The sequence below is a fragment of the Arthrobacter sp. 01N444 genome (assembly GCF_056399305.1).
Genome location: NZ_JBFTRB010000023.1, coordinates 17,696 through 35,246, shown reverse-complemented (window position 1 = coordinate 35,246; position 17,551 = coordinate 17,696). Strand labels below are relative to the sequence as shown.

Sequence of the window (17,551 nt, the reverse complement as noted above, 5' to 3'; positions counted from 1 at the left end):
ATGTCCCCCGCCGAACCCGCGGCGGCGGAAGCATCCGGGGAACCGTCCGCAGCTCCGGACGCGGCTACGGGCACCGCCTCGGACACAGCACCGGGCGCGGCTACGGCTACGGACACGGACACAGACACAGACACAGACACAGCGCAGTGGTACCGGCACTTCGGCACGGTCGACGCCCCCGGCTCCTCCCCCTGCTATGCCGCGTGGTCCGTGGGGATCACCGGGGACGCCGAGGTGATTCGGCGGATTGATCAGTGGCCGCACGACAAGCGCCAGCCGCTGCTGATCCTCGCCGCGGCCCGGTTCCTCGGCGCGCAGATCAGCCCTTACCGCGATTTCCGGAGGTTCCTGGACCATCACTGGGACGCGGTCTCGGAAATCGTGCTGTCCCGGTCCACGCAGACGAACGAGGCCGGCCGCTGCGCCGCCCTGCTGCCCTCACTCGCGCAGATATCCGCGGCAGAGGGCCGGCCGCTGGCCCTCATCGAGGTGGGCGCCTCGGCGGGGCTGGCACTGTTCCCTGACCGCTACGGTTACGAGTTTGTCGACACCGGGGCGGGGGCACCGGATGAGTCGGCGGGGGACCCGGCGGCGGAAGCAAGGACGACGCGGCTGGTTCCGGATGGCGCCCAGCCTGCCACGTTTCCGGTCCTGCGCTGCCTCACCTCGGGCCCGGTGCCGCTGCCGGCGGAAATTCCCCGCGTGGCATGGCGTGCTGGGATCGACCTCAACCCCCTGGACGTGCGCGACCCGGCCGACGTTGCCTGGCTCGAAGCCCTCGTCTGGCCGGAGCAGGAGTTCCGGCTTGAACGGCTGCGCCAGGCGATCGCCATTGCCAGGGAACGGCCGCCGCTGCTGGTGGCCGGCGACCTCAACGAACAACTTGTGGAACTCGCCGGCCGCGCCCCGGCCGACGCCGCCCTGGTGGTATTCCACAGCGCCGTCATGGCGTACCTGGATGCCGGCGGCCGCTCCCGCTTCCGGCGCACCATGGCGGATCTTGCCGCGGAGCGGGGCTGCCACTGGCTCTCGAACGAAGGCCACATGGTGGTGGTGCAGGCAGACGGGTCCAGTGTGGTCCCGGAAATGGATGACGCCCGGCTCCGCGGCCGGTTCCTGCTGCTGCAGGACGGCCAGCCGGCGGCCATCACGGGCCCGCACGGGCAGAGCCTGGAGTGGCTCTAGCCCGCGTGCGGCTCCGGCTTGGCTGTGGCTAGGGCCTGCGTGGCCGTCCGGTTATTTCTTGATGCACTGTCCGGACGAAACGGCACTGCCCAGACCCGGCGCCTGAGCCGCCACGGGGCTCAAGTCATTCATGGTGATCGCAAATCCGAGCGAGGACTCGGTTGTGGCCTTGGCAAAAACCACCCCAGCCACCTGCCCGTCCATGGTCAGGAGCGGACCCCCGGAGTTGCCCGGCTGCACGTCGCCGGCCAGCCGGTAGACGTCCTCGGGCGACGCATTCTTGCCATAGATGTCCGGGACCAGCACGGTGGCGATGTCCTGCACCGTGGCCGGTTTGGACTGGAAAGGCCCGCCGTGCGGATAGCCGGCAAAGGCCGCGGCGCTGCCGGACGGCAGGTCGGCGGCCAGCGCCAGGGGTTCCGAGCGCAGACCGTCAACGGCCACGACGGCGAGGTCGTGCTGGGAGTCAAAGTACACGACGCGCCCAGGCAGTGCCCGGCCACCGGGCGTTTCCACCACCGGTTCGTCGACCCCGGCGACCACATGGGCGTTGGTCACCACGCGCCCGGGGGCGACGACGAAGCCTGTTCCCGTCTGGTTCTGACCGCACTGGTAGGCGGTTCCGGCGATCTTGAGCACGGACGCGGCGGCCTTGTTCAGCGCCGGCGTGTCCGTGCTGGTGTCCGGAACGGCAACGGGCTGGCTCTGGCCGAAGCCGTCCAGCAGCGTGGGGATTCCCTCGCCGATCACGGCGGAACGCAGCTGCGCCATTGATGCCTTGACCGGCATCGGCGTCACGCCGTCGATGAACCTGATGACTTTGGATTCCGCGAGCTGCTGGGACACGAACGGCACACCCAGGGCCCCGATGCTGAACGCCAGCATCGACATCACAAGGGCGGACACCACCACGTTCACGCCCCCGCCCACGAGGCGGTCCGCCGCCCGCAGGGGGCTGAACGGGACCACGCTGCGGATTCGCCGCCCGATCATGGTGCCGAGGCCGTTGCCCACGATCATCAGAAGGACCGCCGTGGCGACGATCGCCGTCAGGCGCCAGCCGCTGTCCTCCACGAGGCCGCTGACGATGGGCACGGAGACGAAGGCGGCGACGGCGCCTGCCGCGAATCCCGCGATGCCTCCGAGCGTCACAAGGAAGCCGTTGCGAAGACCGTGGATCAGGTAGGACAAGAGCGCCACAACCAACAGCAGGTCCAAAATGGTCAAGCCAAACACCGGGGCTCCTCACAGACAGTTCAGCGACGATTCTACCGGTGTAAGCTGAACGTTTGCCGACCGGCCGCCAGCCTGCACAGGGATCTGCGCGGACTTCCCGAGCCGTGCGCTTTCGGCCCCTCCGGGCGTTTCCGTGCCAACTACGTCACAGAAGCTCCAAAATTCTGAAACAATGGCTGAAGCGCCCCAGCCGACACAGCTAGTCAGGAGATTTCATGGATATCGAGGTATTGCGCCGCGCACCCCTTTTCGCCACGCTCGACGACGAGGCGTTCCGTCTGCTGACGGACGAACTTACCGAGGTGGACCTTTCACGCGGTGCCTCGGTATTCCGGGAAGGCGACCAGGGTGACCAGCTTTACTTCATCGTCTCCGGCAAGGTGAAGCTCGGCCGCACGTCGCCGGACGGCCGCGAATCACTGCTGGCCATCCTCGGCCCGGGCGAGCTTTTCGGCGAAATGGCGCTGTTCGATCCCAGCCCGCGCACGGCCACGGCAACTGCCGTTTCCGAGACGCGTCTTGCCGGCCTGAAGAACGAGAGCCTCAACGCGCTGCTGCGCACCCGCCCCGAGGTCTCGGCCCAGCTGCTGCAGGCCTTGGCACGCCGCCTGCGCCGCACCAACGATTCCCTTTCCGACCTCGTCTTCTCCGACGTACCGGGCCGTGTGGCCAAGGCGCTGCTGGATCTGGCCGACCGCTTCGGCCGCCCGGCGACCGACGGCGTCCTGGTCGCCCACGAACTGACGCAGGAGGAGCTCGCACAGCTGGTTGGCGCCTCCCGTGAAACGGTCAACAAGGCCCTCGCAGAATTCGTGCAGCGCGGCTGGCTGCGACTGGAAGCGCGCGCCGTCGTCATCCTTGACATGCAGCGCCTGCGCCAGCGTTCCCGCTAGGGATCCCCAGCAGCAACCACGAAGGCCGGCCCCGGAAACGGGACCGGCCTTCTGCCGTTAATCTTCTGCCGTTAATTCGCGGTGGCGGTTTCGGGCTGGTTGTCCGCGGGACATGTCCACTGGTGCGGATCGGGGCGGAGCATGTCCCCGGGCCGGCACCCGGCAACAAGGGACATGTCCAGCCCCGGCTGCAGGGACTGGACATCATGCCACTATGTCCACCTGTCAGGTCCACCGGAGGGCATGTCACGGGCCGGCACGCTGCACGAAGGGACATGTCCAGCGCTCAGGAGCAGGGCGGGCCACGTCCCGGGAATCGCCCGGCTCCCCGCCCGGGCCAAGCCCTAACAGGCCGCCCGCATGGGGTCAGCCTTCCGTGGCGTCAGCGCTCCCCGGGCCTAGCGTTCCCGCTGCGGTTCGCCGGCGATCGTTTTGGCTGCTTCGACTTCAAGCATGAGCCGGCCGTCTTCCTCGACCAGCTTCGGCTGGTAGACGTGGGCCTTCCGCTTGTAGCTGAGGTAGGCGATGCAGCCGTTGGCCTTGGCCATCTTCTCAAGCATGATCTCCGAGCCAGGGACCAGGAGTTCGCCCAGGGTCCGGCCGACGGTGTTCTCCTGCCCTACCTCGTCACCCAGCACGGTGCTGTCCCGCTCGCTCACGACTTTCCGGACGCACACCCAGCGGCCCCAGACGCCCTTGCTGGCCAGCAGCGAGGGCTGCTGGTTCACCGGCACGGTGGCGGCAAAGTAGCGGGTGTTGAACCGGCGGTGCGCGAAGTCGGGGCTGAGCCAGTTCACCAGGGGTTTGAGCAGGTCAGTGCGCAGCGAGAGCCCGCGCTTGGCGAGCAGGTCGGTGAAGGATTTCTCCTGCTCGGCCACGGCTTCGCGGGCGCGCATCCAGTCGGCACTGGAGGTCAGTTCCACCGTGGTGGACAGGTCGGGGCCGGCCAGCAGGATGCCGGTCTCCTCAAACAGTTCACGGATGGCACCGACGACGTGTCGGCGCGCCAGCCCGACGTCGGACGTCCCCATCTGCTCGGCCCAGTGCTGGGGTGAGGGGCCGAGCCAGCCGACGGCGTCGTCGTCGGTGGATTCCAGCGATCCGCCGGGGAAGGCGAGGACACCGAGCGGGGAGGACCCCGTCCGGTAGCCGAGCCAGGTCTCCAGGCCCGTGGGCGAATCCCGCAGCAGGATCACGGAGGAGGCCAAACGGGGCGCGCGGGGCGTCCGCTCACCGTGTTCAATCCAGCTGCGGGCTGCTCCCTCAAGATCCGGGGGCAGGACGAACAGGCGGCGTTCTAACTGAGGCAACGACGTAACCGGTCTACTAGGCGAATTCAGCGATCAGTTCGACTTCGACAGGCGAGTCGAGCGGCAGAACGGATACGCCGACGGCGGAACGTGCGTGCTGGCCGGCGTCGCCGAGGACCTGGCCCAGCAGCTCCGAGGCGCCGTTGATGACACCGGGCTGGCCGGTGAAGGAAGGGTCGGAGGATACAAATCCGACAACCTTGACGATCCGCGTGATGCGGTCGAGGTCGCCGATCACACTCTTGACGGCGGCCAGTGCGTTGACGGCGCAGACGGCAGCGTAGGCCTTCGCGTCCTCCGGGGACACCGTGGATTCGTCGGAGGCGCCCGCCGAACCGGTGGAAACCTTTCCGGTGGCCTCGAGCTTGCCGTTGATGAACGGCAACTGCCCGGAGGTGTAGACGTGGTTGCCGGAAATCACGGCCGGAACATACGCCGCGACCGGAGCGGCGACGTCGGGGAGCGTCAGGCCCAGCTCCGCGAGGCGCTGTTCGACGGCGGACGACGCGCCCGCGCCGGCCGTGTGGCTCGCTGCGCCGGCCGTGTTTTCGGAGATGTTTTCCGCGCCCGCCGGCGTGGCCGGAACGGCTTCTGAGGGGGTGCTCATGGCTACTGCTTCTCCCGCTTCAGGTAGGCAACCAGGCCGTTTCCATCGGGTCCCGGAACAACCTGGACGAGCTCCCAGCCATCGTCACCCCACTGGTCCAGGATCTGCTTTGTGGCGTGAATAATGAGCGGAATCGTGGCGTACTCCCATTTGGTCATGACATAAAGCCTAGTCGTTGCCGGTAAAGTGGAAAACATGGCGACTGGCAAGAACCCTTTATTCGACACGGCCACCACCCTCGGAAAGATCTTTCTTTTCCTGGGCGTGAGCGCTATTTGCGGTGTCCTGGTGGCGGGCCTCCTGGTCCCCGCGGCGGCCGTCTCGGGCAGTGCGGCGAGCGGTTCGATCCAGTTTTTTGACACGCTCCCCGCTGAGCTGAAGGTCGATCCGCCGAGCCAGTCGACCACGATCCTGGCGTCCGACGGCAGCCCGATCGCGAACCTCTACGCGGAAAACCGCACCCGTGTTTCGCTGGACCAGATGTCACCGCACATCAAGGACGCGATCATCGCCATCGAGGACAGCCGCTTCTATGAGCACGGCGGTGTGGACACCACCGGCATCCTGCGCGCGCTCGTGAGCACCGCCCGCGGCAACAAGCAGGGCGCGTCCACGATCACGCAGCAGTACGTCAACAACGTCATCAACTCCTCGCTGGAGGCCGAAGGCAAGGGCGACGAGGTCCTGCTCAACGGCGTCAACAAGGGCGTCGGGGACAAGCTCCGTGAAATGAAGCTGGCCATCGCGCTGGAGAAGAAGTTCACCAAGGAGCAGATCCTCGAGGGCTACCTGAACATCGTGTTCTTCAACCGGGACGCCTACGGCATCGAGGCCGCGTCCAAGTTCTTCTTCAGCACCACGGCCAAGGACCTGACCCTGCCGCAGGCGGCCCTGCTGGCCGGCGTCGTGAACAGCCCCTCCTACTACGACCCGATCACCAATCCGGAGAACGCCAAGGTCCGTCGCGACCTCGTGCTCCACGCGATGCTGACGCAGGGCAAGATCAAGCAGGCCGACTACGATGCCGCGGTGGCGACGCCGGTGCAGACCAAGGTCACCCAGCCCCGCCAGGGCTGTGCGTATTCGCAGACGGCGCCGTACTTCTGCGACTACGTGCTCCACCTGCTCCTGAACAATCCGGCGTACGGGGCCGACGCTGCCGAGCGTGAGCGGAAGATCTTCCGCGGCGGCCTGACCATCAAGACCACGCTGGACCCGAAGGCCCAGTCCGTGGCCCAGGCCCAGGTGGACGGATCGGCCGGCGCGAACCCGGACAAGTGGGGCGCCTCGCTGGTGTCCGTGCAGCCGGGTTCGGGCAAGATCGTCTCCATGGCCCAGAACACCGTCTGGTTCCCGGCCGACGGCAAGTTCGACCAGACCCAGAACTTCAACGTGGACGTGCAGGACGCCAAGGGCAATGACCTCAACGGTCTCGGCGGCTTCCAGCCCGGGTCCACGATGAAGCCGTTCACGTTCGCGGAGTGGCTCAATGAGGGCAAGTCGATGAGCACCCAGCTCAACGGCGCCGTGCGCCGATACCCGCCCGGCTTCCCGTGGAAGAACACCTGCCCCACACCGACGACCGACTCGTACGACGACACGGCCGGCACCCACGACCTGCAGAACGCGGACGAGAACCATTACAAGTACATGTCGGTCCTTGACGGCCTGGCGAACTCCATCAACACCATCACGTTCGCCTCTGCCGCCCAGGTGGACCTGTGCGGGATCCAGAAGATCGTGGACGCCGTCGGTATCCACGAAGGCCTGCCGAGCCCGAACGGCGACGATCCCAACCCCAAGGTTCCGATGACCCGGTTGAGCAGCCTGATCGGCGCCCGCCAGACGGCGCCGCTGACCATGGCCAGCGCATTCGCCACCTTCGCCAACAACGGCAAGTACTGCGAACCGATGGCCATCGAGTCGGTGACGGACGCGACCGGCGCCCAGCTGCCGGCCCAGTCTCCCAACTGCCGGGACGCGATCAAGCCCGAGGTGGCCCACGGCGTCGCGTACGCCATGCAGGAAGTGCTCAACCGCGGCTCGGGCTCGCTGATCCAGCCCCGGATTTCGACCCGGACCACGTTCCCCATCGCGGCGAAGACCGGCACCAACGACAACAACAGCTCCACCTGGGTGGCGGGCTACACCAGCGGCCTGGCAACGGCCACGTGGTTTGGCGATCCCCTGGGCAACCAGCAGCGCGCCGGGCAGAACGTCACGATCAACGGCAACTTCTACAAGGGCATCGACGGTTACATGATCGCCGGGCCGCAGTTCTCGAACTACATGGCCCAGGTGGCGCCGGCCTATGGCACCGATCCGTTCCCGGCCCCGCCGTCGGACATGCTGTACTCCCCGGCCCCGGTCCCGGACCCGATCTCAACGCCGCGGACCTCCATTCCGACCGGCAAGAGCACCGAGCCGGCCACGCAACCGTCCGCCGACCCGACACCGGCACCGACGAAGTCCTCCGGCAAGAAGTAGCCGATGACCCTGGGCAATGATCTGGCGAGCCGCGTTCGAAGCATCGGACGCGGCTTTGCCGTGACCGCCGCGATCGGGACGGCGGCGGGGGCGGCCGCTACCGGCTACGGGCTGTGGGAGAAGAACCAGTTTGTGGTCAGGGAGGAAACCCTCCCCATCCTGCCGGCCGGGTTCGGCCCGTTCCGGATACTGCACCTGTCCGATATCCACTTCGTTCCGGGCCAGCACCGGAAGGCGCAGTGGCTGTCCTCCCTGGCGCAGTTACGGCCGGACCTCGTGGTGAACACGGGCGACAACCTCAGCCATGCCAAGGGCGTGGACCCCCTCGTGGCGGCCCTGCGGCCCCTGCTGGAATTTCCCGGTGTGTTTGTCCCCGGCTCGAACGACTACTTCGGCCCGAGCCTGAAGAACCCGGCGTCATATTTGCTCGGGCCCTCGGGTGAGCGCAAACACCCGGAAAGGCTCGACTGGCCCCGGCTGCGTGCCGAGTTCGGCATGTCCGGCTGGGTGGACCTGACCAACCGGTGCCAGTCGGTGGTGCTCAAGGGCATGCGCTTCGATTTCTCCGGCGTCGACGATCCGCACCTGCGCCTCGAACGGTACGCAGGCTGGCCGCGCGGGACCAAGGGCCGGGACGCCGACCCGCACCTGCGAATCGCCGTCGCGCACGCACCCTACCAGCGCGTCCTCGACCACTTCACCGAAACCGGCGCCCACCTCCTCCTGGCCGGCCACACCCACGGCGGCCAGATCTGCGTCCCGGGCTACGGGGCCCTGGTCACCAACTGCGACCTGCCCACCTGGCGGGCCCGGGGGCTGCACACCTGGGAGAGCAACGGGAGGACGACGCCGGTAAACGTCTCGGGCGGCATCGGCACGTCCCGCTTCGCCCCTGTCCGCATTGCCTGCCGGCCCGAAGCCGTTCTGCTCACGCTGACCTCCCGCGCCTAGGCCTGGCCGCGGCCAGTGCTGCCCGCCCTCCGGCCTGGCCGGTGGACATGCCCTCCCCTGGCGCCCGAGCCCACGGGACATGCCCTCCCCTGGTCGCGGGCACTGGGCATAGGCCCACAATGCCCACCCGCTGCGGCCACCACCGGACATGTCCCACCGGGCCCGGCACCACCGGACATGTCCCGCGGCCACCCGCCGCCCGCACCTATTGCGGATCGCAATGACTGGGCGAGATGCTGGGAGCGCTGAACAACGTGTGAATCCGGTCACCCGATGGCCTAGGGTAGTTGCTACAGGAAACTACATTCAACGGTGCGATCTATGCACGGGCGTCTTAAGAAGCAGGCATGGCCAAGCAGAGCTCATTCTTCACCTCCATCAGCCGTCTCTACCCGCACGTCAGGCCAATCCTGCCCCGGCTGGTCATGGGCCTGCTCTGCGCGCTGCTGGCCAGCGTCATGGCACTGGCCATCCCGCAGGTGCTGCGCGTGCTGGTCAACGAGTCCCTGACCCCCGGCGGCAGCGCGGAAGCCGTCTGGACTGCCTCGCTCCTCATCCTGGTCCTGGGCATCGCCGAGGCGGGCCTCGTGGCCCTGCGCCGGCAGTTCGTCATCAATCCCGCCACCACCGTCGAGACCCGGATGCGGGTCTCGCTCTACGGGCATCTGCAGGACCTCACAGTTTCCTTCCATGACCGCTGGGGCTCCGGTCAGCTGCTGTCCCGGGCCATGACGGACCTGAACTTCCTGCGCCGCTGGATGGCCTTCGGCGCCATCATGCTGGTGGTCACGACGCTCACCGTGGTGATCGGCGTCGCGGTGATGTTTGCCATGAGCTGGCAGCTGGCCCTGATCTTCCTGGCCGCCGCCGTGCCGATCATGATCTACGGATTCCGCTTCCGCACCCGCTTCAGCAAGGTGGCCCGGCGCAGCCAGGACCAGGCCGGGGACCTCGCCACCACGGTCGAGGAATCCGTGCACGGCATCCGCGTCCTGAAGGCCTTCGGCCGCAGCCGGGAGGCCCTGGAGAACTTCAACGAACAGGCCGAGGAACTCCGGCAGACCGAGATCGCCAAGGCCAAACACCTGGCCACGTTCAGCCTGGTGGTGACGCTCCTGCCCGAACTCGCGCTCGGCGCCGGCCTCGTCGTCGGCATCCTGCTGGCCTCCACGGACCAGCTCTCCATCGGGTCCCTGGTGGCCTTCTTCGCCACCGCCGCCGTGGTCGCCGCGCCAGTCGAGTTCTGCGGCATGCTGCTGGCGATGGCCCTCACCGCGAAGTCCGCGGTGGACCGGCACTTCGAGGTCATGGACGCGCAGAACACGATCACCAGCCCGGACCAGCCCCGCCGCCCGGCCGGCCTCAAGGGTGCCCTCAGCTTCCGCAATGCCTCGTTCGCGTTCGAGGACGCCCCGGACAAGCCGATCCTCAAGAACATCACCCTGGACATCCGCCCCGGCGAAACCATGGCCCTCGTGGGCATCACGGGCGGCGGCAAGAGCGCCCTGCTCCAGCTGGTCCCCCGCCTCTACGACGTCACCGGCGGTGCCATCACCATCGACGGAGTGGACCTGCGCGAGTTCGCGGTGGAGGACCTGCGCACCGTGGTCTCCGTGGCGTTCGAGGACACCACGCTGTTCTCCAGCTCCGTCCGGGACAACGTCCTGCTCGGCGCGCCCGACGCCGGATCGGCGAAGGGCCGCGACGCGGCCCTGGAGGAAGCCCTCGACGTCGCCCAGGCCCACTTCGCCTATTCCCTGCCGGACGGGGTCGATACCCTGATCGGAGAGGAGGGCCTCAGCCTCTCCGGCGGCCAGCGCCAGCGCATCGCCCTGGCCCGGGCCATCGCCGCGAAACCGGCCGTGCTGGTCCTGGACGACCCGCTCTCGGCGCTGGATGTGAACACCGAGGTCCTCGTCGAGGCCCGGCTGCGCAAGGTCCTCGCGGACACCACCACGCTGATCGTGGCCCACAGGCCTTCCACGGTAGCGCTGGCCGACCGGGTGGCCCTGCTCGAGGACGGCCGGATCGCCGCCGTCGGAACCCATGCGGAACTGCTCGCCAAGAACAGCCATTACCGCTACGTGATCGCCAGCCTGGACCCGGAACCGCGGGACCTGGATTCAGAATTGTCCGCCCTCGAGGACCAGTCCGAGGAGATTTCCCGATGAGCAGCGCAACGTTCGGCACCGCCAATGAGGACAACGCGCACCTCAGCAGGAACGAAAGCAAGGCCGTCCGGCGGCGCTCCCTGACCCTCCTGGGCTCCCTGATCCGCCCCGTCCGGGCCCGGTTCTGGCTGACGATCGGCGCCGTCGTGCTGTCCCAGGCCGCCCGCGTGGCCGGGCCGGCCCTGATCGCCTTCGGCATCGACCACGCCCTGCCCGCCGTGCGCGCCGGCGACAACCTTCCCCTGGTGCTGACCGGCGTCGCCTACCTTGCCGCGGCCGTCGTGGCGGCCGGCCTGACCGCCCTGTACGTGACCTCGACGGCGCGGCTCAGCCAGGCGATGCTGCTGGACCTCCGCGTCCGGGTCTTCCGCCACACGCAGCGGCTGAGCCTGGAATTCCACGAGAAATACACCTCGGGGCGCATCATCGCCCGGCAGACCTCGGACCTGGAGGCCCTGCGCGAACTCCTGGATTCCGGCGTGAGCTCGCTGGCCTCGGGAATGCTGTTCATGGCGTTTACCGCCGTGACGGTGTTCGCCCTGGACTGGCGCAGCGGCGTGCTGGTGCTGGCCGCCGGCGTGCCGATGTATTTCCTGGCCCGCTGGTACCAGAAGCACTCCCAGATCGCCTTCCGCGAATCCCGGGTGGTCTCGGCCCGGCTGATCGTGCACTTCGTGGAGACCATGACCGGGATCCGCGCCGTGAAGGCCTTCCGGAAGGAACGCGAGAATGCCGCGGGCTACTCCGAACTGTCGGAGGACTACCGCCGCGCGACCGTCCGCTCCATCAACCTCAACGGCATCTTCCAGCCGGGGCTGGTGCTGATCGGGAACGTGTGCGTGGCCCTCGTGCTGCTCACCGGCGGCTTCCGGGTCCTCAGCGGCGACCTGGAGGTCGGCGTGCTCCTGGCCCTGATCCTGTCCGCCAAGCGCTTCTTCCAGCCGGTGGACCAGATGGCCATGTTCTACAACTCCTTCCAAAGCGCCCAGGCGGCCCTGGAAAAGGTCTCGGGCCTGCTCGAGGAGGTCCCCACCGTGCGGCCGCCGAAAACACCCGCGGCCCTGCACCAGGCGCGGGGCAGCATCGATTTCAACGGCGTCGAATTCCGCTACGGCGACGGCCCGGTGGTCATCCCGAGGCTGGACCTGCACATCCCCGCCGGGCAGACGGTCGCGCTCGTCGGGCAGACCGGCGCCGGCAAATCCACCCTCGCGAAGCTGATTGCCCGCTTCTACGACGTCTCCGCCGGGTCCCTGACCGTCGACGGCGTGGACCTGCGCCAGCTCAGCACCGAGGACCTGCGCCGGAACGTCGTCATGGTCACCCAGGAGGCCTTCCTGTTCAGCGGCTCCGTGGCGGACAACATCGCCCTGGGCCGGCCCGAAGCCTCGCGTGCGGAGATCGAGGACGCGGCCCGGGCGGTGGGGGCGCACGCCTTCATCATGGAACTGCCGGACGGCTACGACACCGACGTCAACAAGCGCGGCGGCCGTGTCTCCGCCGGGCAGCGCCAGCTGATCAGCTTCGCCCGCGCGTTTCTGGCCCGCCCGGCCGTGCTGATCCTGGACGAGGCAACGTCCTCGCTGGACATCCCGTCGGAGCGCATGGTCCAGCAGGGCCTCGCGGGGCTCCTGCGCGGGACGCGGGAGGCCGGCACCCGGGAGGCCGGCCAGCGGCTGTCCGGTGGACAGGCGGGCGGCGGACAGGCCGTTGCAGACTCGGCCCCCGGCGCCGGGCGGACAGCGCTGATCATTGCCCACCGGCTCTCCACCGTGGAGACGGCGGACCGGGTGCTGGTGGTGCACGACGGACTCGTCGTGGAGGACGGCACCCCGGAGCAGCTGATCGGCGACGGCGGCGCCTTCGCCCGGCTCCACGGCGCCTGGAAAGACTCGCTGGTCTGAACAGCGCCTGCCGGGACCGGTCGGCGTCCTGGCCGGGACGACGGCGGGACACGTCCCGGCCGGCGCCCGATTTCACATCCGGGGCCATGATCGGATACTCTTGTGAAGTTGCTTTTGAAGCAACGGATCGGGATGTGGCGCAGCTTGGTAGCGCGCGTCGTTCGGGACGACGAGGTCGCAGGTTCAAATCCTGTCATCCCGACCAAACACAAAGAGGGCCCTCCACACGGAGGGTCCTCTTTTGTATGTCCGGTGGTAGGTCCGGCACGATTTCATGACACCGGCACCGGCGATCGTCCCGGCCCAGGGCCCGGCCCCTGCCCCCCGGACACAACGCAGCCCCGGGAGGAAATCTCCCGGGGCTGCGCCGGATATCCGTGCCGCAGGCAGCCGGCCGTTGCTGCGCCGGGCCTGCCGTGTCGGGCTTGTTACATCGGGCTTGTTACATCGGGTCGGGCCAGTTGCCGACGTTCAGCGAGTGGGTCATGGGGTCGGGCCAGTTGCCCACCGCCTGGGCGGTGCGCATGGGATCGGGCCAGTTGCCGACGGCGGCAACGTCTGAGACATCGGTAAGTGAAGCAGCGGACAGCACGGCCGGGGCCGCGGCGGAGAATGCCAGTGCGCCCGCCAAAACGGCGCCGGCTGCAATCTTCTTCAACATAAGTTTCCTCAATATGGGTTGGGGTTCCTTAACCAAGTCAGCACTACCCTTGTTGACACACATTGTAAAATGGTTTCTACAGAGACTGTCAAGCATTTAGTACAAAGAATGTCCGGAATTAGGAGGTATCCGTGGGGAACGGATTTGGGGAGAAGCTCCGCGCGGAACGGCTCGAACGGGGCCTGACGCAGGCGGAGTTGGGCCGTGACCTGTACTCCCCCAGCTACATTTCTCTGCTGGAAACCGGACGCCGCGAGCCGACCGCCGATGTCATCGAGGAGCTTGCCCGCCGGCTTGAACTGGCCCCCAAGGCGCTTGAGGCCTGGAGCCAGCCGGTGTCCGTCAGCGACGCCGAATACGTGCTCGCGGGATTGTATGCCCGGCAGGCCTGGGACCTCCGGGACTACCCCGTGGCCGCCACCCACGCCGCCGCCGCCGCCAAGATCGCCCTGGAGGCCAAGAACACCAGCGCGTGGTGGAACATGACCTATATGCAGGCCGAGTGCCTGATCAAGCAGGGCCTCTGGCAGGAGTGCAAGGACGTGGTCCAGAATCTCCTGGAGCACCCGATGGCCGCGGAGTCTGCCGGGCTCGGCGTCCGGGCCCAGCAGATGCTCGCCGCAGCCTCGCAGGGCCAGGGGCAGCTGACCGCCGCCGTCGAGCATGCGCAGGAAGCGGTGCGGCTCTGCGCACAGCTGCCCAAAGGCTCCACCATGATCATCGGCGCCCTCCGCGCCCTGATTGGTGCCCTGGCCGAGAGCGGCCGGCTCGATGAGGCCTGGGAGTACTGCCAGGCCATGAACGACCAGATGGACGACCACTCGATGTCCCAGCTCGCCGGCGAGGTGGCCTGGGTGATCGGCAACGTGGCCTTCATGCGCCACGACTATCCCGAGGGGATCAAGTACCACGAGCGGGCCGGCCGGCTGCTCTCCCCGGCCAACGACATCGACCTGTGGGCCCGGTTCAACAAGGCCTCCGCCGCCGTCCGCCTCTCCTCGGGAATAGTCGAACCCGAGACGCTCTCATCGATCGAGCGCGCCGAACTGGCCCTGTCGATTGTCGGCGGCAACAAGACCGACCAACTGGAGGTCGCCTTCATCCGGGCCCGCTGGCTCTACCTCACGGGCGACATCGTGGCCGCCGTCCAGAAGCTGCGCGAGATCCATGCCGAGCGGGAGGCTCTGGCCCGGCACACGGCCGGCGAGGTCTCCCTGCTGCTGGGGAAGGCGCTCAAGGCTGCCGGGGAGGCCGCGGAGGCGCTGGTGTACCTCGAGGAAGCCCAGAAGGAGTTCAGCGCGGCGGGCGCCTCGGACCGGGTCCAGCAGGCGCTGGACGCCGTGCTCGAGATCAAGCTCGCCCAGCGCCGGGCCGAGGCCGCTTCCGCGGAAGCCTAGCCCCGGCCGGACCGGGCTGGGCGAACGTCCGGCCGGTGAGCTTCTCGTAGGCCTCCACGTAGCGGCTGCGGGTGCGCGCCACGACGTCGGCCGGAAGGACGGGCGGGGGCGTGTCCGAGGCCTTGTCCCAGCCCGACTCCGGCGAGGTCAGCCAGTCGCGCACATACTGCTTGTCATAGGACGGCTGCGCCTGCCCGGGCCGGTACGTGGCCGCATCCCAAAACCGTGAGGAATCCGGGGTCAGCACCTCGTCGCCCAGCGTGATGACGCCGGTCGCCGCGTCGAGGCCGAACTCCACCTTGGTGTCCGCCAGGATGATGCCGCGGCCGCGCGCGATTTCCTCGGCCTTGGTATAGATCTTCAGGGTCAGCCTGCTCAGGTCCGCCGCGACGTCCGCACCCACGAGGCCGACGACGGCGTCATAAGTGATGTTCTCGTCGTGCTCACCCACCTCGGCCTTGGCCGACGGCGTGAAGATCGCCTCCTGCAGCCGTGACCCGTCAACCAGGCCGGCGGGCAGCGGGATGCTGCACACTGTGCCCGACGCGCGGTACTCCGCGAGCCCGGTGCCGGTGAGGTAGCCGCGGGCGATGCATTCGACCGGGAACATGTCCAGCTTCTTGCAGATCATTGCCCGGCCCTCGACGGCGGCGGGGACACCGTCGTCGGCCGTGGAAGCGAGGACGTGGTGCGCGACCTCGAGCTGGTCGAACCACCACAGGCTCAGCTGGGTAAGGATGCGGCCCTTGTCCGGGATCTCGCTGGCCAGGACGTGGTCGAACGCACTGATCCGGTCGCTGGCCACCACCAGGACACAATCCTGGCCGAAGCGTTCCGCGAGCGCCGGGTCCGCGGGGACGTAGAGGTCGCGGACCTTGCCGGAGTAGACGTGCCGCCAGCCGGGCAGGTCCTGCGTGGCGGTGTCGAGCCCGCCCTTGGGCCGGGTCTCAGGCGGGGTCTCAGGCGGGGTCTCAGGCGTGGTCTCGGGCTGGGTGCCGGGTGTCGGCGCTGCGGATTCGGTCACGTTCATGCCTTCGCTTTCGACGCGGCCGCGGTTCCCGGCCCGGCTACCCGGATCTGGCCGCGGGCGGCCTTGCCGCCGATATCGGTGCGGAACTGGCTGCCGTCCAGCTGGACGAGCTCGACGCCGTCGTACGCCCGCTCCCGGGCCTCCACGAGGTCCGTGCCCAGCGCCACCACGGCCAGGACGCGGCCGCCGGCGGAGACGACCTTGCCTTCGCCGTCGAGCTTGGTCCCGGCGTGGATCACGTGGACGCCGTCCAGGGCGTCGACCTTCTTCAGGCCCCGGATGCGGTCGCCCGTCCGCGGGGTGTCGGGGTAGTTTTCGGCGGCCACGACGACGGCGACGGCCGTGTCCTTGGACCAGCGCAGCGGCTGCACCTTGTCCAGCTCGCCCTTGGCGGCGGCCATGAGCAGCCCGCCGAGGGGCGTCTTGAGCCGGGCGAGGACGGCCTGGGTTTCGGGATCGCCGAACCGGACGTTGAATTCGATGACCCGCGTGCCGCGCGAGGTCAGGGCGAGGCCGACGAAGAGGACGCCGACAAACGGGGTGCCGCGGTGCGCCATCTGGTTGACCGTGGGCTGGGCGACGCGGTCGATCACTTCCTGCACGAGGCCTTCGGGGGCCCACTCCAGCGGTGTGTACGCGCCCATGCCGCCGGTGTTGGGGCCCTCGTCGTTGTCGAAGATGCGCTTGAAGTCCTGCGCCGGGGACAGGGCCAAGGTGTTGGTGCCGTCGCAAAGGACGAACACGGAGACCTCGGGTCCGTCCAGGAACTCCTCGATCACCACGGTGCCGCCCGCGTCGAAGCAGGTCTGGGCATGCGCGAGGGCCTCGTCCCGGTTGGAGGTGACCACGACGCCCTTGCCGGCCGCGAGCCCGTCGTCCTTGACGACGTACGGGGCGCCGAAGGTATCGAGGGCGTCGGCGGCTTCCCCGGCGTTGGAGGCAACGCGGGCCATTGCGGTGGGCACGCCGGCCTCGGCCATGACTTCCTTGGCGAAGGCCTTGGACGCTTCCAGCTGGGCCGCGGCCTTGCTGGGGCCGAAGACCGGGACGCCGGCGGCGCGGACGGCGTCGGACACGCCGGCGGCGAGGGGCGCCTCCGGACCGACCACCACCAGGTCAACGGTGAGCTTGAGGGCCAACGCCGCGACGGCGTCGGGATCGTTCGCGTCGATCGCATATGTGGGGACCAGCGCGCTGATGCCGGCGTTGCCCGGGGCCGCGTGGACCTCGGAAACGTTCGGGTCTGCAAGCAAGGATCGGACAATGGCGTGTTCGCGGCCGCCGGGGCCGATGACAAGTACCTTCACAGTCTCCAAGGGTACGTGGTGCACCCCGCAGGCTCCTAAGCTGTGTCGGCCGCCGGACATGCTCAATTTTCGCGGCGGCGCCTCGCGGGCGCCGGGCAATCCGCGGCTCGGCGCTCCCGGCGCAGGGCGGCAATCCTGAGTCCGGCAGTCCCGGGCACCAGGCAATCCTGAGCTCAGCAGCGCCGGGTACCGGGGACAACCCGCGGGACATGCCCAGTCCCGGCCGCGGCCACTGGGCATAATGCCACCATGCCCATGCCCGGCTCCCGAGGCTGGACATGTCCCGTGGTGCCGGAGAGCATGCCCCTGCCGGGGTGCCAAGGCTGGACATGTCCTACTGGGTCCGGGGAGCATGTTGCACGCGCCAAGTTACGGCCGGACATGTCCCCGGCCGCCTGGCACAGACCCAGGC

General features: G+C 68.4%; 14 protein-coding genes and 1 tRNA gene. 8 read left to right on the top strand and 7 right to left on the bottom strand.

Going from position 1 to position 17,551, the window contains the following annotated elements; all coding sequences use genetic code 11:
* Entirely contained in the window at window positions 1-1,185 is a 1,185-nt protein-coding gene (locus AC1DKN_RS19575; RefSeq protein ID WP_476872247.1) for a DUF2332 domain-containing protein, read from the top strand.
* A 51-nt stretch (window positions 1,186-1,236) separates the two neighbouring features.
* On the opposite strand, the gene AC1DKN_RS19570 is transcribed toward AC1DKN_RS19575, so the two are convergent.
* On the bottom strand, window positions 1,237-2,421 hold the full coding sequence (locus AC1DKN_RS19570) for a MarP family serine protease (protein WP_476850249.1): 1,185 nt from the start codon (window positions 2,419-2,421) through the stop codon (window positions 1,237-1,239).
* A 215-nt stretch (window positions 2,422-2,636) separates the two neighbouring features.
* Between AC1DKN_RS19570 and AC1DKN_RS19565 the strand changes: the two genes are divergently transcribed.
* Entirely contained in the window at window positions 2,637-3,314 is a 678-nt protein-coding gene (locus tag AC1DKN_RS19565) for a Crp/Fnr family transcriptional regulator (protein ID WP_011693220.1), read from the top strand.
* A 398-nt stretch (window positions 3,315-3,712) separates the two neighbouring features.
* On the opposite strand, the gene AC1DKN_RS19560 is transcribed toward AC1DKN_RS19565, so the two are convergent.
* The 3 genes from AC1DKN_RS19560 to AC1DKN_RS19550 are packed head-to-tail and all read right to left on the bottom strand — an operon-like array spanning window position 3,713 to window position 5,389.
* On the bottom strand, window positions 3,713-4,624 hold the full coding sequence (locus tag AC1DKN_RS19560; protein ID WP_476855516.1) for an NUDIX hydrolase: 912 nt from the start codon (window positions 4,622-4,624) through the stop codon (window positions 3,713-3,715).
* A gap of 16 nt (window positions 4,625-4,640) precedes the next feature.
* Window positions 4,641-5,231 (bottom strand): RidA family protein, encoded by a 591-nt coding sequence (locus tag AC1DKN_RS19555; protein WP_476872246.1) that lies wholly within the window; start codon window positions 5,229-5,231, stop codon window positions 4,641-4,643.
* Window positions 5,232-5,233: 2 nt separating this feature from the next.
* Window positions 5,234-5,389 carry a DUF4177 domain-containing protein gene (locus AC1DKN_RS19550; protein ID WP_003797879.1) on the bottom strand — a complete coding sequence of 52 codons (156 nt, stop codon included), beginning with the start codon at window positions 5,387-5,389 and terminating at the stop codon, window positions 5,234-5,236.
* 37 nt (window positions 5,390-5,426) lie between these two features.
* On the opposite strand from AC1DKN_RS19550, the gene AC1DKN_RS19545 reads away from it, so the two are divergent.
* The 5 genes from AC1DKN_RS19545 to AC1DKN_RS19525 all read left to right on the top strand — a co-directional run bounded on the left by AC1DKN_RS19545 (window position 5,427) and on the right by AC1DKN_RS19525 (window position 12,949).
* Entirely contained in the window at window positions 5,427-7,718 is a 2,292-nt protein-coding gene (locus tag AC1DKN_RS19545) for a transglycosylase domain-containing protein (protein WP_476872245.1), read from the top strand.
* 3 nt (window positions 7,719-7,721) lie between these two features.
* Window positions 7,722-8,669 (top strand): metallophosphoesterase, encoded by a 948-nt coding sequence (locus AC1DKN_RS19540; RefSeq protein ID WP_476872244.1) that lies wholly within the window; start codon window positions 7,722-7,724, stop codon window positions 8,667-8,669.
* 347 nt (window positions 8,670-9,016) lie between these two features.
* Window positions 9,017-10,840: an ABC transporter ATP-binding protein gene (locus tag AC1DKN_RS19535; RefSeq protein ID WP_476855512.1), complete on the top strand. Its 1,824-nt coding sequence runs from the start codon at window positions 9,017-9,019 to the stop codon at window positions 10,838-10,840.
* On the top strand, window positions 10,837-12,744 hold the full coding sequence (locus AC1DKN_RS19530) for an ABC transporter ATP-binding protein (protein ID WP_476872243.1): 1,908 nt from the start codon (window positions 10,837-10,839) through the stop codon (window positions 12,742-12,744). The genes AC1DKN_RS19535 and AC1DKN_RS19530 overlap by 4 nt, the downstream gene beginning before the upstream one ends.
* 128 nt (window positions 12,745-12,872) lie before the next feature.
* Window positions 12,873-12,949: transfer RNA gene (locus AC1DKN_RS19525), tRNA-Pro, on the top strand.
* Window positions 12,950-13,186: 237 nt separating this feature from the next.
* Here AC1DKN_RS19525 and AC1DKN_RS19520 read toward each other — a convergent pair.
* Window positions 13,187-13,405: a hypothetical protein gene (locus AC1DKN_RS19520; RefSeq protein WP_018776166.1), complete on the bottom strand. Its 219-nt coding sequence runs from the start codon at window positions 13,403-13,405 to the stop codon at window positions 13,187-13,189.
* A gap of 131 nt (window positions 13,406-13,536) precedes the next feature.
* Between AC1DKN_RS19520 and AC1DKN_RS19515 the strand changes: the two genes are divergently transcribed.
* On the top strand, window positions 13,537-14,802 hold the full coding sequence (locus AC1DKN_RS19515; protein ID WP_459385576.1) for a helix-turn-helix domain-containing protein: 1,266 nt from the start codon (window positions 13,537-13,539) through the stop codon (window positions 14,800-14,802).
* Here AC1DKN_RS19515 and AC1DKN_RS19510 read toward each other — a convergent pair.
* On the bottom strand, window positions 14,756-15,832 hold the full coding sequence (locus tag AC1DKN_RS19510) for a phosphoribosylaminoimidazolesuccinocarboxamide synthase (protein ID WP_476872242.1): 1,077 nt from the start codon (window positions 15,830-15,832) through the stop codon (window positions 14,756-14,758). The two genes, AC1DKN_RS19515 and AC1DKN_RS19510, sit on opposite strands and share 47 nt — an antisense overlap.
* Complete coding sequence (purD, locus tag AC1DKN_RS19505; protein WP_476850257.1) at window positions 15,829-17,139, bottom strand: phosphoribosylamine--glycine ligase; 1,311 nt, start codon at window positions 17,137-17,139, stop codon at window positions 15,829-15,831. Before purD ends, AC1DKN_RS19510 begins: the two co-directional genes overlap by 4 nt.
* Window positions 17,140-17,551: the final 412 nt, after the last annotated feature.

Coding starts and splice junctions, on each gene's coding strand:
- AC1DKN_RS19575 (WP_476872247.1), top strand. CDS start 1: ATGTCCCCCGCCGAACCCGCGGCGGCGGAAGCATCCGGGGAACCGTCC.
- AC1DKN_RS19565 (WP_011693220.1), top strand. CDS start 2,637: ATGGATATCGAGGTATTGCGCCGCGCACCCCTTTTCGCCACGCTCGAC.
- AC1DKN_RS19555 (WP_476872246.1), bottom strand. CDS start 5,231: ATGAGCACCCCCTCAGAAGCCGTTCCGGCCACGCCGGCGGGCGCGGAA.
- AC1DKN_RS19550 (WP_003797879.1), bottom strand. CDS start 5,389: ATGACCAAATGGGAGTACGCCACGATTCCGCTCATTATTCACGCCACA.
- AC1DKN_RS19545 (WP_476872245.1), top strand. CDS start 5,427: ATGGCGACTGGCAAGAACCCTTTATTCGACACGGCCACCACCCTCGGA.
- AC1DKN_RS19540 (WP_476872244.1), top strand. CDS start 7,722: ATGACCCTGGGCAATGATCTGGCGAGCCGCGTTCGAAGCATCGGACGC.
- AC1DKN_RS19535 (WP_476855512.1), top strand. CDS start 9,017: ATGGCCAAGCAGAGCTCATTCTTCACCTCCATCAGCCGTCTCTACCCG.
- AC1DKN_RS19530 (WP_476872243.1), top strand. CDS start 10,837: ATGAGCAGCGCAACGTTCGGCACCGCCAATGAGGACAACGCGCACCTC.
- AC1DKN_RS19520 (WP_018776166.1), bottom strand. CDS start 13,405: ATGTTGAAGAAGATTGCAGCCGGCGCCGTTTTGGCGGGCGCACTGGCA.
- AC1DKN_RS19510 (WP_476872242.1), bottom strand. CDS start 15,832: ATGAACGTGACCGAATCCGCAGCGCCGACACCCGGCACCCAGCCCGAG.